Genomic DNA, 15,141 nt, shown 5'->3' with positions numbered 1-15,141 from the left:
AGCCTTTTGGCTCTCTTTTTTATTGTCTGAATATTTCTTACAACATCTCATCATCACATACAAGGAACACGGTAATACCTGCCGTTAGAACCTCAGCCCTTACTTTTTTAGCGGCATAAAAAAGCAGATCAATCGATCTGCTCATTTCCAACACGTTGGCGGAACTTCTGTCCGGCACGGAAGGTTACCACCCGGCGTGCAGAAATCGGAATTTCTTCACCCGTCTTCGGATTTCGGCCTGGACGTTGACGTTTATCACGCAACTCGAAGTTACCAAAACCTGAAAGTTTCACCTGCTCCCCAGAGATTAGCGCCTGGCTAATCTCATCGAAGAATAACTCGACCATTTGTTTCGCTTCACGACGGTTTAAACTCGTGAGCTCACTTAAATGATCAGCCATTTCTGCTTTTGTTAATGCTGTCATGAAGCCCTCAATGTCGCTTGATAAGTGTTTTCTAACACTTTTAGGATATTGTCCATACCTGATTTAATTTCAGCATCTTCAAGCGTACGTGTCGGATGTTGCCATAACAGTGCAAATGCCAATGAGCGTTTACCCGCTTCAACACCTTGACCAGTGTACACATCGAATAACCAGGTTGAATGCAGAAGCTCGCCGCCCGTTTGTTCGATAAGTTGCTGAATTTCGCTAACATTAATCTTATCACTAATTAAAAGCGCAATATCACGTCTTACCGACGGAAAACGTGATAATTCTGTAAAATTAGATACATAAGTTTGCAAAACAGCCTGCTGATCCAGTTCCGCCACCCAAGTGGTGCCCAAATCCAGTTCATTTTCCAGAGATGGATGCAAACGGCCCAAATAACCAATTGACTGACCATTGACCAGAATCTCTGCAGATTGGCCTGGATGCAACCAGCTACGCTCTGAGCGTACATATTCGACCTGTACACGACCTGCTGCCAGCAACTCTTCAACTTCACCTTTCAGGTCAAAGAAGTCCATGGCTTGTGGCTTGCCATGCCATGATTCTGCTGTTTTAGCGCCCACAGCAATCATTGCCAGGGTTGGAATCTGTTTCAGGTCATGAATTGAGGCTGCGTTCTGATAATCAAAACGTAAACCCAGTTCAAAGAAACGCACACGGCTTTGCTGACGGTTAATATTGTACTGTACGCAAGGAATCAGGCTCGACAGCAAGGTTGAACGCATCACCGCCAGATCGCTTGAAATCGGGTTCGCCAATGCCAGTGGGTTGACCGCTGCATTTAGCTGTTTTTCCAGTTTCAGGTCAGCAAAGCTAAAGCTGATTGCTTCCTGATAGCCCAAAGTCACTAGGGTTTGACGCAGCTGTGCCACTTCAAACTGATCCTGATACTTCGCCAGTTTGGTGTCAATCACCGGCAGGCTGATTTGAATATTGTCATAACCGTGAATACGCGCGACTTCTTCAATCAGGTCCTGGTAAATGGCCATGTCATAACGATGCGATGGCGGTACCACAGACCATTGACCTTGCGCTTTTACCGTCACTTCACAACCCAAGCGTGTTAAAGCATCGGTAATAAAGTCTGAATCTACGCTATAACCCAGCAGCTGATCGACCTGTGCCTGTTTCAGTTCAATCGCGTCACGTGTTGGCAATACTGCTGCATTTTCCGCCACCGTAATTGGGCCAAACTCACCGCCTGCAAGCTCAGAAATTAACTGAGAGGCACGGTGCATGGCGATCAATGGCAGTTCAAAATCCACACCACGCTCATAACGCTGAGAGGCATCGGTATGCAGGCCAAAACGGCGCGCACGACCGGCAATATGCAGCGGTGCAAAGAAAGCAGATTCCAGGAAGATTTCAGTGGTTTCATCGGTAACCGATGAAGACAGACCGCCCATGATACCGGCAATCGCCAGAGCTTTTTCATCATCGGCAATCACCATGACATCGTCTTGCAGTTCTACTTCTTGTTCATTCAATAGAACAAGTTTTTCGCCCCCAGTCGCCTGACGCACCTGTACAGCACCTTGCACTTTTGCAGCATCAAAGGCATGGAGTGGTTGACCCAGTTCCATCAAGACATAGTTGGTAATATCAACCAGAATGCTGTGCTGACGGATACCCGAACGTGCCAATGCGCGCTCCATCCATTCAGGCGTCGCGGCTTTGGTATTCACGTTCTTGATCACACGACCTAAATAACGTGGACAGCCTTCAGTCGATACAACCACTTTCTTTTCATCAGAAATGCTTGCAGCCATTTCTTTAATTTCAGGCGCAGTCACAGGCAGTTGGTTAATCACCCCAATTTCACGTGCGATCCCACGAATACTGAAACAATCACCACGGTTTGGCGTGATGCTGATGTCAATCACGTTGTCATCTAGGTCCAGATATTCACGGATGTTGACACCGACCGGTGCATCCACAGGAAGTTCTAATAGACCGTCGATTTTATCTTCTAAGTCAATTTCAGATGCACCGCAGAGCATGCCTTGTGATTCCACACCACGCAGTTTGCCTTTCTTGATTTTAAAATCGCCTGGTAATACTGCACCAATAGTTGCCACAGGTGCTTTCATCCCAGCTCGTACGTTTGGCGCGCCGCAGACGATTTGTAAAGGCTCACCTGAACCAATGTTCACCGTCGTTACACGTAAACGGTCTGCATCTGGATGTTGTTCAACCGTCAGCACTTCACCAACCACTACACCAGTAAATGGTTTTGCAGCTGGAGATAAATCATCAACTTCCAAACCCAGCATGGTTAACTGGTCAGAAAGTTTTTCGCTATCGATGGCTGGGTTGACCCACGTGCGTAGCCAATTTTCGCTAATTTTCATTAATATAAAACCTGTAATTCAAATCTCTAAAATCCCCCTCTAACTCCCCCTTAAAAAAAGGGGGAGAACCCTATGTCACCGATGGACAACCCCTCTCCTTTTAGGAGAGGTCAGGGAGAGGTATAAATTTGTTTTAAGCAAACTGGCGTAAGAAACGCACATCATTCTGGTAGAACATACGTAGGTCGTTAATGCCATAACGCAACATTGCAAAACGCTCTACGCCCAGACCAAAAGCAAAGCCTTTATATTTGTCCGGATCAATACCTGCCGCGCGTAATACATTTGGATGCACCATACCGCAGCCCAGCACTTCTAACCATTTACCGCGCTCATCCATAATATCCACTTCAGCACTTGGCTCGGTGAACGGGAAATACGACGGACGGAAACGGACTTTCAAATCTTTTTCAAAGAATTCGTTCAGCAAGTTCACCAGTAAACCTTTCAGTTCAGCAAAGCTGGTGTTTTCCGCCACGTACAAACCTTCAATTTGGTGGAACATTGGTGAATGCGTCTGGTCGGAGTCACAGCGATAAACACGGCCCGGGCAGACAATACGGATTGGCGGCTGCTGGGTTTCCATGGTCCGAATCTGTACACCAGAGGTATGGGTACGCAGCAAATGAGTCGCATCAAAATAGAACGTGTCGTGCATGGCACGGGCCGGGTGATGGCCTGGAATATTCAGCGCTTCAAAGTTGTGATAATCATCTTCAACTTCTGGGCCAGTAGCCACAGTAAAGCCAGCTTTGGTAAAGAACTGGCAAATACGCTCTTGCACCTGAGTTACCGGGTGAATGGAGCCAATGGTCTGACCACGGCCTGGTAAAGTAATATCCACCGTTTCGCTGGCAAGTTTTTGTTCTAATGCCGCTTGCTGTAATGCTGCCTGACGCTCGGTTAATGCAGTATTAATGGCTTCACGCACCGCATGGATTTGCGCACCAAACGCTTTACGCTGTTCAGGATCCATTTTACCAAGTGACTTAGATTGTTCCGCGAGCTGGCTTTTCTTCCCCGTAAATTGCACCCGTACTTGATCGAGTGTAGCAAGGTCGTCTGCTGCTGCAATGGCAGCGAGCGCTTCAGTGGTCAGGGCTTCCAGTGACATAGTAACTCTCAAAGCAACAAATTTTGAATATAATTAAAAAACCCCACATTCTAACAGTTTTTGGACAGTAGAATGAAGTTGCATTGCAGGAAAATTAGATTGGCATCGCAATTTGGAAAAAGTATAAGATAATCAAAATATCAATGAGATCAAACACTATGGCGCTCGATCAAATTTGGAAACAGCAACTGACCCTGGTCACCTATGGCAATGAATATCTGAGCCAGGATTTGAGTTTCAGTCGCTGGCGTGCGCATCCCATTTTTAATCAGCACATGTTCTGGTTTCGTGATTTAAATTCCCAGCATCTGCTGGCCCAGCATTTTGAAATCTGGCTGGAAGGCTTAAAACGCCAGGGTACAACCCGACTGAGTCTGCACAATGCCAGTCTGCTGGTCGATGAAAAAAATCCCAACGCCAATGTCGAGCTGCTGCCCTACCCGCATTTTATTGTCAGCCATGAAGCACATAAAAAATTCGCCTGGATTTGTGGCAAGGAATTGCCGGAATGGTATAACGCCGACAATGATTATGAATTTCCATCGGCACAGCGGATTGAACTGCGCCAGGAAACGTTCTGGCGTTATGAACTCAATAGTAAGCTGGCCAAAAAGGTAGAGGCCGATCTAGAACCCGCTCACTGGGATGAAATTCATCTGTTTACCGAGCAGGAGCTGTTTTCCCATACACTGGCGGCCGACTTTCAGCCACCTGAACAGCAGAATTTACCCTATTATGGTGTTCCGCTTACGGCAGATACACCTGATCCGCATCAGCTGTCTTTATTACCGACTCACTATCAGGCCGATTATGCACATCGCATGCTGTACCGTTTAGAAGCGCTAAAAGATGATATTCAACAGAAAATCCAGCATCCCTATAATGCAGATAATGAAGTGCTGAGTCCGGAAGAGCAGCTTGACCTGCGCCATTTTGCCCAGAAGCTGGATGATTTAAGCGCCAAATTTATTGTCAAGGTGGCCAACCATTACCAAAGCGCCCAGCTGACGCCTGTCGCACAGCCGAATCCGCTGGAACCGTTCGCATCTGACAACAAGGCTACCCATGCGCAAGCAGCGCATTCAGCCAAAGTCCCGTCTCATCATAAAGTTGGTGCGACTGGAGTCATCAAGCTGATTCTTATTACTGTGGTAATTTGTTTATTAGCCTATTATTTCGGACTTTAAACGCGATTCAGAAACCGTTCAACCTCAGCGACCGAGGTCAGCCGAATCCAGTGCAGATGGGCATATTCGGGAGATTGCATCAGCTGCAGATAATGCCGGCGATTTTTCTGATGGGTTTTAATCATCCACCAGACAATCGAATCGCGGCTAAACAGCTGTCTGATCGTTTCCCGATTATTGGAATTGGACCAGAGGGTTTGCTGTGAAACCGCGCGCTGCACGGCGCGTTGTACAGAACGCAGTAAATTGCTATGAAACGGTAAATCCAGCCAGATGATGGTATCGGCCTGCGCCCATTTAATGGGAATGGTGCGAGTATAGTTGCCATCAATCACATAGCCATTGGGTGCCTGCTCAATGGCTGCCTGAATTTTGGCAAAAAAATCTGTATCAGCACTTTGCTGCCAGTCATCTAACCAGAACAGATTATCCAGCTCGATATAGGCCAGTCCCAGCTTTTCTGCCAGCGCCCGGGCAAAAGTCGATTTGCCTGAAGCCGAAGTACCAACCACATTAATTCGCTGCATACAATTTCCCTACTCTATCATTCAGACCCTGATTCTGCGCAATAAAAAAGACCGCATAAAGCGGTCTTCTTTTAAGTCACGAGGACTTAGGCAGCCAATGCACCTTTCGCTTTTTCAGCTAAAGCAGCAAATGCAACTGCGTCATGCATAGCGATGTCAGCAAGTACGCGACGGTCGATGATCACTTGAGCTTTCTTCAAACCAGCAATCATACGGCTGTAAGACAAGCCGTTTTGACGAGCACCAGCATTGATACGCGCAATCCATAGAGCACGGAATTGACGTTTCTTCTGACGACGGTCACGGTAAGCGTATTGACCTGCTTTGATTACCGCTTGGAACGCTACGCGATATACGCGTGAACGAGCACCATAGTAACCTTTAGCACGAGCAAGAATTTTTTTATGACGGCGATGAGCCTGTACACCACGTTTTACACGAGCCATTTATAAATCTCCTTAGATGTATGGGCACATACGACGAACTGAAGCAACGTCACTCACGTGAACCATTACACAGCCGCGCAATTGACGGATACGTTTAGCAGATTTTTTGGTCAAAATGTGGCGTTTGAACGCTTGTTTACGCTTGAAACCGTTAGCAGTCGCTTTGAAACGTTTAGCTGCACCACGGCGAGTTTTTAACTTAGCCATAACAACCTCTTTTAAGTACCTGTTCGGCTCATTTGCACCATTACAAACGACCTGCAGGTAAGGGAGCACGTATTCTAAAGCATCTTTGTCTAAAACAAAAGCAAATATTGCAAAAGTCGCTCGCCTTCTATCGGCAGATGAGGTCTTTGAGATTAGCAGGATCTCTCCTTGTTATTGAACAGCCAAAACATGAAGATGGAACATCTTATTTTTATAGCGGAAGACTTGTACTGAAGCCCGATTCAGGAAATACTGCGCAGCGTTCCTTCTTTTGCCCAACAACAAGCTAATCCTCATGAAAAAAACCATTTGCCTGAGTCTGTGTCTGGCGCTGCCGCTTAGTGCCACGCTTGCCATTGCTGCCCCTGCCGAACAACTGCAAGTACAAAAAACCTCGGCGTTGGCCGCCCATCTGACCACGCGTATTCAATGGACCGAGTTTCCGCAGCTGCGTTATAGCAATGCCGATTTAAAGCAGCAAAACCGCGCGGCCATTTTACGGATTCATGCCGATGAATCGGGGCAAATCAACAAGGTCACGGTACAGGAAAGCACCGGACTAAAATCTTTAGATCAGCTGATTAGCCAGGCGGTAAAACAGGCCAGAATCAAACCACATCTGGTCGATGATACCCCGGTTCCAGTGATTGGTTATCAGGTCTTTCATCTGGATTTAAAAGATACTGCTCAGGACTGCCACTACAGCTTTGACTCGACTGTCTGGCAAGCGCAGCAAGCCGGCGCAAAAAGCGCGTTTCAATATCGAAGCCAGCCTCAACTGAACGTCACCGAAGATGAGTTAAATGGTCATGCCCGCCGGATTCAGTTCAAAATGAAAGCCGATAAATACGGCAACATCCACAAGGTTAAAATTCAGCAAGGCTCCGGCCGTTATGCGCTGGACCAGAAACTGATTCAGGCGCTGCAAGGTGCACAGGTCGATGTACCACGCAAATTCTGGATCTATAAAAAATCCAGCCTGAAAGATGAAGTCCGTTTTCAGCCAGCAGAATGTGAGGGCTAAACTAGAACATGGCATAAGCCAGATAAATAAACAGATAACGCCCGATTTTGGCTACACTCACCATCAGCAGAAATCGGGCGAAGTTTTCTTTCATTAAACCGGCAATTAGGGTGATTGGATCACCAATCACCGGCACCCAGCTCAGCAGTAAGGACCAGAAGCCATATTTCCGATAAATCTGCTGTGCCTGCTGCAGCTTGGGTTCAGACACCGGAAACCAGCGCTTGTCTTTATACTGCTCGATCTTGAGTCCTAACCACCAGTTCACACAGCTGCCCAGAATATTGCCCAGACTGGCGATGGCTATTAAAGCCATCACCGAATGTTGCTCTTGAATGAGCAGGCCCAGTAATACCGCTTCAGATTGCAACGGCAATAAGGTAGCCGCCCCAAAGGCCGACAGAAATAACAGCAGATAAGCCATAACAGATGCAGTTAACAGGTTCTGCCCATCTTAACTGAAATCACAAAAAAAGCACCCGAAGATGCTTTAGGTGATTTTATGATGATTATTTAAACCTGAATCGCCAGGGCGCGTTGTACTGCCGGACGGGCGGTTAAACGCTCAATATAATCCTGCACATGCGGATAATCTTCTAGCGGAATCTGCTGCCATTCATGGCGTAACAACCACGGTAAAATCGCCATATCGGCAATTGAATATTCACCGGCTACATATTTCTGCCCGATCAGCTGCTTGTTTAACACACCATACAGACGTTTGCTTTCATTGACATAACGCTCGGTGGCATAGGCTATACGCTCGGGTGCAAAGCGGCTAAAGTGATGGTTCTGCCCCAGCATCGGGCCTAAGCCACCCATTTGCCACATCAGCCACTGCTCCACCTCTACCCGCTCGAGCTCATCTACCGGATAGAACATACCGGTTTTACGGCCCAGATATTGCAAGATTGCCCCCGATTCAAAAATCGAAATCGGCTGGCCATTCGGTCCATCCTGATCGACGATAGCTGGAATTTTATTGTTGGGAGAAATGCGCAGAAAATCTGGCTGGAACTGGTCGTTTTCAAGGATGTTAATCGGGAAAATCTGGTATGGCAGCGCCATTTCTTCTAAGGCAATCGTAATTTTATGACCATTGGGCGTGCCCCAATAATAAAGATCAATCATGTGTATATCCTTGCGCTCTTGTCGTTGTCATGTGTTATTGCTCTGCCGTTAAAGATACGAGATAAGCCTGAGCAGGGCAACTGTTGTCACATAAAAATTAAACACCAGAGATGACCCGCAGCTGTTCGAAAGTCACCGGGCTTTTATCATGCAAAGTATGCTGAGCTGCTCAACATACCGAACGATCATTATGTCAAAATATTAGTGACCTCATAAACTGTAGTCACAAAAAAAGCACTGCTGGGCAGTGCTTTTTTGATTCGGAGATGCTTACTTTTTCTTTTTCGGTCCAAGCAGCATACCCATTTGACGACCTTCCATTTTTGGCGCCTGTTCAACTACACCATATTCAACTACGTCAGCTTCAACTTTTTGTAATTGAGCCAAACCTAACTGTTGGTGAGCCATTTCACGACCACGGAAACGCAGTGTGATTTTGACTTTGTTGCCTTCTTCAAGGAATTTGATAATTGCACGCAGTTTTACGTTGTAGTCACCTACATCGGTTGCTGGGCGCAATTTAATTTCTTTTACCTGCACTTGATGCTGCTTTTTCTTGGCATCTTTTTGCTTTTGCTTCAGGTCAAACAAGTGCTTGTTGTAATCCATGATTTTACAAACAGGCGGCTCTGCATTTGCCACAATCTCAACGAGGTCAAGATCTGCATCCTCTGCAGCACGCAATGCTTCCGCTAAAGAAACAATTCCTTTTTGTTCACCATCCGCTGCAACGAGGCGTACTTCTTTTGCACGGATCTCGTCATTAATTGCAGGGCGGTTACTCTTAGCACCTTGTTGTTGGTTACGGTCAGGCTGTTTAATCTTTCTTACTCCACAATGTACCGGCCGCGTTCGGCAACGGCTGCTTTTACTAGGTCAACGAAAGCATCAATTGACATAGTACCCAAATTTTTTCCTGAGCGGGTACGCACGTTCACTGTACCTTCCTCTACTTCACGGTCGCCAAGAACCAGCAAGTAAGGAATACGCTCTAAAGTACGTTCACGAATCTTAAAGCCGATTTTCTCATTTCTCAAGTCAGAAATCGCACGAATACCGTTTTCTTTCAGTTTCTCGACGACTGACCCACAGGCTTCAGCTTGCGCGTCGGTAATATTCATTACACAGGCTTGTGTTGGCGATAACCAAGGTGGCATAAAGCCTGCATAATGCTCAATAAGTATACCAATAAAACGCTCAAAACTTCCAAGAATCGCACGGTGTAACATTACCGGCTGATCACGGTCGTTATCTTCCGTCACATAAGAAGCATCTAAACGTTCTGGCAAGTTAAAGTCACACTGAATGGTACCGCACTGCCATACACGGCCTAAGCAGTCTTTCAATGAGAATTCAATTTTCGGACCATAGAATGCGCCTTCACCCGGCTGTAGTTCCCAGGCCAGACCCGCTGCATCCAAAGCATCGGCCAGTGATTTTTCTGCCAGATCCCACAGTGCATCATCACCCACACGTTTTTCAGGACGAGTCGATAACTTCATTTGCACATCTTCAAAGCCAAAGTCTTTGTAGACATCTAAGGTTAACTGAATAAAGTCAGCAACCTCTTGGCCAATCTGCTCTTTGGTACAGAAAATATGCGCATCATCTTGAGTGAAACCACGTACCCGCATAATACCGTGCAATGAACCCGATGGCTCGTTACGGTGACATGAACCAAATTCTGCCAGACGGATTGGTAAATCACGATACGACTTTAGGCCCTGGTTAAACACCTGCACGTGACATGGGCAGTTCATTGGCTTCACTGCGTAGTTACGGTTTTCAGAATGCGTGGTAAACATGTTTTCCGCATAGTTCGCGGCATGACCCGATTTTTCCCATAAGGTGAAATCGACCACCTGCGGAGTACGGATTTCCTGATAACCGTTGTCCTGCTGCACTTTACGCATGTACTGTTCCAGCACCTGGTAAATGGTCCAGCCATTTGGATGCCAGAACACCATACCCGGCGCTTCTTCCTGCATATGGAACAGGTCTAAGGCTTTACCAATTTTACGGTGGTCACGCTTTTCTGCTTCTTCAATACGTTTGATGTAGGCAGCCAGCTGTTTTTTGTCAGCCCAAGCGGTACCGTAAATCCGTTGCAGCTGCTCGTTCTTGGCATCACCGCGCCAGTAAGCACCCGAGATTTTGGTCAGCTTGAACGATTTTAAGAATTTGGTATTTGGTACGTGCGGACCACGGCACATATCCAGATAGTCCTGATGGTAGTACAGGCCCATTTGAGTTTCTTCAGGCATGTCTGCAATCAGGCGCAGTTTGTATTCTTCGCCACGCGCAGTGAACTCAGCAATAACTTCATCACGCGGGGTCATTTTTTTCACAACATCGTAGTCCTGGTCGATGAGCTTTTTCATACGCTCTTCGATGGCCGCCATGTCATCTAAAGTAAATGGACGTGGCATCCAGATGTCATAGTAGAAACCTTCTTCAATGACCGGACCAATCACCATTTTTGCTTCAGGGAACAATTGTTTTACCGCATGGCCCACCAGGTGCGCACAAGAGTGACGAATAATTTCGACCCCTTCTTCGTCTTTCGGTGTGATGATTTGTAAGGTGGCATCTTCGGTAATTAAATCGCAGGCATCGACCAGACGATCGTTCACACGACCTGCCACAGTATTTTTGGCAAGACCCGGGCCGATGCTTTGTGCAACTTCCATCACAGATACGGCTTGATCAAATTGTTTTTGATCACCATTCGGCAAAGTGATAATTGGCATAGAAAATCCTTAAGGAGTGATGCCCCGTACCATGGAGCATGTCACCGCGAGATTATGATCGAGGAGAACCTCAAAAGATAAAAAACGGCGGTAAATAAAAAAATCGACTAGAATTTTACACGTCTTGGCGCGGTGATTAAACCTTTTCTCCGAGAAAATTCAAATTAAGCCTCGTGTTTATGCTTAATTTTTTCCGATTTAAAAAAATGTGCTGCATGGGCCAATTTTATTTCCGGATTTACCGGTCAAACGGATGATGTGGCTTTTTATATGCTGATCTGGCCAATCTATCTGCAACTGCCATCATCAGCTACACCCAGATAAAAAAGAAATATCTCCATACAATTTTACCGGATCAAAAAAGGTTTATATTTCAGGTGATAGCGTGCCTATTCAGCAGCAATACCGCTCACTCGACTAAAGAATAACTGCAAGCCTGCACTGAAATGAATATCTTTAAACCAGAGAAACAATAAATATGATTAGGGAGTAATAATAATGGTTAGCGCATATGATCAATTGCCGCGTACCCCTGCCAATTTCGTGGCCTTGTCTCCACTGAGATACCTTGAACGCGCTGCTTATATCTACCCGCATCAGGACGCCATTATTCACGGTAAACGCCGCATTACCTGGCGAGAAAAATATCAACGCTGCCGCCAGTTTGCCCATCAGCTACAACAGCTGGGGGTCGGCAAGAATGATACCGTGTCCACCCTACTCCCGAACGTACCAGCCATGCTGGAAGCACATTTCGCCGTACCAATGGCAGGCGCCGTCCTCAATACCCTCAACACCCGGCTCGATGCCAAAAGTCTGGCCTTTATGCTGGAACATGCCGAATCCAAAGTGTTACTGGTTGATCCGGAATTTTCTGCCGTGGCCAAAGAAGCGCTGGCGTTGGTGCCACAAGAGATTTTTGTGATTGATGTTGAAGATGAGCTGTATGAGCAGTGCTTTACTGCCCCGATTGGCCAGATTGAATATGAAGACTGGCTGGCTGAAGGCGATGCCAATTTTGAATGGTCACTTCCACAAGATGAATGGGATGCGATTAGCCTGAACTATACCTCTGGCACCACCGGCAACCCGAAAGGCGTGGTCTATCATCATCGTGGGGCTTATATCAATGCCGCCAGTAATATTATTGCCTGCGGTATGACCCCACGTGCCACCTATTTATGGACCTTGCCACTGTTCCACTGCAACGGCTGGTGTTTTGCTTGGACCATGGCAGCCAATGGCGGTACCAATATCTGCCTACGTAAAGTCGATCCTGAGCTGATTTTTAAACTGATTGCTGAACATAAAGTTGATTACTTCTGCGGCGCACCGATTGTACTGTCGATGCTGATTAATGCTCCGGAACAGCAACAGATCAAAATTGAGCATCGCGTAGAAGTGATGGTGGCCGGTGCTGCACCACCTGCGGCGATTATTGAAGGGATGCGTAATCTGGGCATTAACGTGACCCATGTTTATGGCTTAACTGAAACCTATGGCCCATCGGCGCTATGTGCATCACAAGCTGGCTGGTCTGAGCTGACTATTCAGGAACAGGCGCAATTGCATTCACGCCAAGGCGTGCCGTATCCGCTGCAAGATGGCATGAAAGTCCTCGACCCGGAGACCATGCAACCGGTACCGAACGATGGCGAAACCATGGGCGAAATTATGTTCCGTGGCAATATCGTGATGAAAGGCTATTTAAAAAATCCGGAAGCGACGGCCGAAGCCTTTGCCGGCGGCTGGTTCCATACCGGCGACCTGGCCGTTTGCCAGCCGGACGGCTATGCCAAAATTACCGACCGCTCCAAGGATGTGATTATTTCCGGCGGTGAAAATATTTCCTCGCTGGAAGTTGAAGAGGTGTTGTATCAGCACCCTGCGGTCCTCACCGCGGCAGTGGTGGCCAAACCGGATCCGCGCTGGCAGGAAGTGCCGTGCGCCTTTATTGAAATTAAAGAAGGTAAAACCGTGACCGAAGATGAAATCATTGCCTTCTGCCAGCAGCATCTGGCGCGCTTTAAAGTGCCAAAAGAAGTGGTGATTACCGAGATTCCTAAAACCTCGACCGGCAAATTACAGAAGTTTGTATTACGTGAATGGGCCAAAGAACGCGCTGTCGGCGAGTTCGGTTAAAGCCAGCCGAGATGTTGATGCGGGTCACAGTGCCCGTTTTCACATCAGTCACCCAAAAATGAACCGCAATAAAAAACGACTCCATCGAGTCGTTTTTTATGGCTTCAGACCAGATGAAGTCTGATCCGCTTAATTGTCAGATAATAGCGCCACTTGCTGCACATAGTTAAACAATTTTAACTTGGACGCTTCCAGTTCTGCTTCCGGCATTTCCACTTTCAAATCACGGTGAATGCGCAACACATGCTGACGCAGAGTATGTCGTTCTGCCGCATTATAAGTTTTGCAGAAATCATTAATTACCGGATCACCATCTTTAATAATCCGCTCGACCCAGCGTTGCAGCTGTGCGGTTTTTTTGGCACCCTGCTGCGGGGTTAAATAAGACAGAATCACCGATTCATCTTCATTGCGCAGCAGTTTCCCAATCCGCTGGAACTGACGGCGACGCGCCTCATGCGAACTGATATTCTGCACTTCAATGAGTGCATCAATTAAACGCTCATCTACAGGAAGCTTTTGAATTTGCTTCGGGTTCAGTTGAGCCAACTGCTCGCCCAAAGCAGCCATACGCTGTACGGCTTTTTTCTGTTCAGTTTTACTTGCACGTCCTTCTAAAGATTCGAAATCATCTTCGGTAAAACGGTGCGGTCGACGTGCCACGATTAATCTGCCTCGTAAAATTTTGCTGCAAAAAGTGCCTGAATTTCAGATAAAGCTTGTTCTTCATCTGCACCTTCAATCACTAAACGTAAAGTTGTGCCCTTACCTGCGCCGAGCATGAGCAGGGACATGATATTTTTTGCATCGACCAACTTGTCACCTTTGCCAATTTGAATGGACGAACGGAATTTCGTGGTGACTTCAATCAGTTTGCCTGATGCACGCGCATGTAAACCTAGTTTATTAATTACGTCAACAGTTGTGTCAATCATGACCAGTGCTTCATTTCCCGGTGTAAGACTTGAATAGACCATTGTGCCTCAAGTGCCTTTTTTAGTCTATCCACCATATAAACAGATCGGTGCTGCCCACCGGTACAGCCAATAGAGATGGTCATATAATGACGATGCCCTTCTGCAAATGCAGGCAGCCATTTATTTAAAAACTGATAAATATCCTGGAACATTTCATTGGTCTGTTCATGCTGTTCCAGAAACTGTTGCACCGGCTCATCCAGCCCGGAATATTTGCGCAAAGACAGATCCCAATGTGGGTTCGGCAAATGCCGGATATCAAAGACATAGTCGGCATCCAGCGGAATACCATACTTGTAGCCAAAAGATTGCAAAATCACAATCAGTTTATCGGTCTGACCCAGCTTCGACAGCAAGGTATGCTTTAAGTCATGCACACTCTTGTCGGTGGTATCAATGTGCACCGTGGAGCGCAGCTGAATCGGCATAAGCAGGACTTTTTCTTCCTGAATGCATTGATGCAGACTTTTAAACCGACTGGCCAGAGGATGCGGACGGCGCGAAGCACTAAAGCGGGTGATCAGCTCCTGATCTTGGGCAGTCAGATAAATAATATCGACCGAGCCATGACCTTGCAACTGTTCAAACACCTGGTCAAATTCCTGCAAATTGGCGCGGGTACTGCGTACATCGACCCCTAGCGCCAGCTGTTCCAGATTATTTTCCAGATCAAGCTTGGCCACAATTTCGGGCAGCAATGCCAGAGGAAGGTTATCAATACAGTAATATCCGAGGTCTTCGAGAACCTGCAAAGCCGAGGATTTTCCTGAACCTGATTGTCCGGTCACAATCAAAATACGCTTCATGACAAGGCTGTCCTTTCCATTGCTGAG

The 15,141-nt window shown here is 46.9% G+C and carries 16 protein-coding genes; 3 read left to right on the top strand and 13 right to left on the bottom strand.

The features are described 5' to 3' along the window. Positions 1–128 precede the first annotated feature (128 nt). From FTT89_RS12225 to pheS, 3 genes are all read right to left on the bottom strand, one after another. Positions 129–425, bottom strand: coding sequence for an integration host factor subunit alpha (locus tag FTT89_RS12225; RefSeq protein ID WP_004649746.1), 297 nt, complete (start codon positions 423–425; stop codon positions 129–131). Further along, the gene (gene pheT, locus FTT89_RS12220; RefSeq protein WP_180057343.1) at positions 422–2,803 is read right to left on the bottom strand and encodes a phenylalanine--tRNA ligase subunit beta; all 2,382 of its coding nucleotides are present in this window, start codon (positions 2,801–2,803) and stop codon (positions 422–424) included. The genes FTT89_RS12225 and pheT overlap by 4 nt, the downstream gene beginning before the upstream one ends. A 133-nt stretch (positions 2,804–2,936) precedes the next feature. Further along, complete coding sequence (gene pheS / locus FTT89_RS12215; RefSeq protein WP_016659518.1) at positions 2,937–3,917, bottom strand: phenylalanine--tRNA ligase subunit alpha; 981 nt, start codon at positions 3,915–3,917, stop codon at positions 2,937–2,939. 158 nt (positions 3,918–4,075) lie between these two features. Between pheS and FTT89_RS12210 the strand changes: the two genes are divergently transcribed. Further along, complete coding sequence (locus FTT89_RS12210; RefSeq protein ID WP_168414776.1) at positions 4,076–5,104, top strand: hypothetical protein; 1,029 nt, start codon at positions 4,076–4,078, stop codon at positions 5,102–5,104. On the opposite strand, the gene FTT89_RS12205 is transcribed toward FTT89_RS12210, so the two are convergent. The 3 genes from FTT89_RS12205 to rpmI all read right to left on the bottom strand — a co-directional run bounded on the left by FTT89_RS12205 (position 5,101) and on the right by rpmI (position 6,284). Beyond that, complete coding sequence (locus FTT89_RS12205) at positions 5,101–5,631, bottom strand: AAA family ATPase (RefSeq protein ID WP_034598321.1); 531 nt, start codon at positions 5,629–5,631, stop codon at positions 5,101–5,103. The two genes, FTT89_RS12210 and FTT89_RS12205, sit on opposite strands and share 4 nt — an antisense overlap. An 86-nt stretch (positions 5,632–5,717) precedes the next feature. Next, positions 5,718–6,077, bottom strand: coding sequence for a 50S ribosomal protein L20 (gene rplT, locus FTT89_RS12200; RefSeq protein WP_005182440.1), 360 nt, complete (start codon positions 6,075–6,077; stop codon positions 5,718–5,720). A gap of 12 nt (positions 6,078–6,089) precedes the next feature. Continuing rightward, on the bottom strand, positions 6,090–6,284 hold the full coding sequence (gene rpmI / locus FTT89_RS12195) for a 50S ribosomal protein L35 (RefSeq protein ID WP_001096359.1): 195 nt from the start codon (positions 6,282–6,284) through the stop codon (positions 6,090–6,092). A gap of 295 nt (positions 6,285–6,579) precedes the next feature. Between rpmI and FTT89_RS12190 the strand changes: the two genes are divergently transcribed. Continuing rightward, a complete protein-coding gene (locus FTT89_RS12190) occupies positions 6,580–7,308 on the top strand; it encodes an energy transducer TonB (RefSeq protein ID WP_005182437.1) in 729 nt (242 codons plus the stop codon). A gap of 1 nt (position 7,309) precedes the next feature. Here the strand turns inward: FTT89_RS12190 and FTT89_RS12185 are convergent, their stop codons facing one another. The 4 genes from FTT89_RS12185 to thrS all read right to left on the bottom strand — a co-directional run bounded on the left by FTT89_RS12185 (position 7,310) and on the right by thrS (position 11,189). Then, on the bottom strand, positions 7,310–7,732 hold the full coding sequence (locus FTT89_RS12185; RefSeq protein WP_005182435.1) for a YqaA family protein: 423 nt from the start codon (positions 7,730–7,732) through the stop codon (positions 7,310–7,312). A gap of 89 nt (positions 7,733–7,821) precedes the next feature. After that, entirely contained in the window at positions 7,822–8,439 is a 618-nt protein-coding gene (locus FTT89_RS12180) for a glutathione S-transferase N-terminal domain-containing protein (protein ID WP_045795980.1), read from the bottom strand. A gap of 270 nt (positions 8,440–8,709) precedes the next feature. Further along, entirely contained in the window at positions 8,710–9,261 is a 552-nt protein-coding gene (gene infC, locus FTT89_RS12175) for a translation initiation factor IF-3 (protein WP_160241813.1), read from the bottom strand. A 5-nt stretch (positions 9,262–9,266) separates the two neighbouring features. Then, complete coding sequence (gene thrS, locus FTT89_RS12170; protein WP_016659522.1) at positions 9,267–11,189, bottom strand: threonine--tRNA ligase; 1,923 nt, start codon at positions 11,187–11,189, stop codon at positions 9,267–9,269. Positions 11,190–11,687: 498 nt separating this feature from the next. Between thrS and FTT89_RS12165 the strand changes: the two genes are divergently transcribed. Then, positions 11,688–13,331: an acyl-CoA synthetase gene (locus FTT89_RS12165; RefSeq protein WP_127801702.1), complete on the top strand. Its 1,644-nt coding sequence runs from the start codon at positions 11,688–11,690 to the stop codon at positions 13,329–13,331. A gap of 129 nt (positions 13,332–13,460) precedes the next feature. Here the strand turns inward: FTT89_RS12165 and yjgA are convergent, their stop codons facing one another. The 3 genes from yjgA to rapZ are packed head-to-tail and all read right to left on the bottom strand — an operon-like array spanning position 13,461 to position 15,114. Continuing rightward, complete coding sequence (yjgA, locus tag FTT89_RS12160; RefSeq protein WP_005182421.1) at positions 13,461–13,994, bottom strand: ribosome biogenesis factor YjgA; 534 nt, start codon at positions 13,992–13,994, stop codon at positions 13,461–13,463. A 2-nt stretch (positions 13,995–13,996) separates the two neighbouring features. After that, a complete protein-coding gene (locus tag FTT89_RS12155; protein ID WP_034598158.1) occupies positions 13,997–14,266 on the bottom strand; it encodes an HPr family phosphocarrier protein in 270 nt (89 codons plus the stop codon). Continuing rightward, positions 14,263–15,114, bottom strand: coding sequence for an RNase adapter RapZ (gene rapZ / locus FTT89_RS12150; protein ID WP_016659525.1), 852 nt, complete (start codon positions 15,112–15,114; stop codon positions 14,263–14,265). The genes FTT89_RS12155 and rapZ overlap by 4 nt, the downstream gene beginning before the upstream one ends. Between the last annotated feature and the right edge of the window lie 27 nt (positions 15,115–15,141).

Origin of the sequence: Acinetobacter sp. YH01025, assembly GCF_013420185.1 — a bacterium.
GTDB classification, from domain to species: Bacteria; Pseudomonadota; Gammaproteobacteria; order Pseudomonadales; family Moraxellaceae; genus Acinetobacter; species Acinetobacter indicus.
This window is presented reverse-complemented; position numbering and strand designations above follow the sequence as displayed.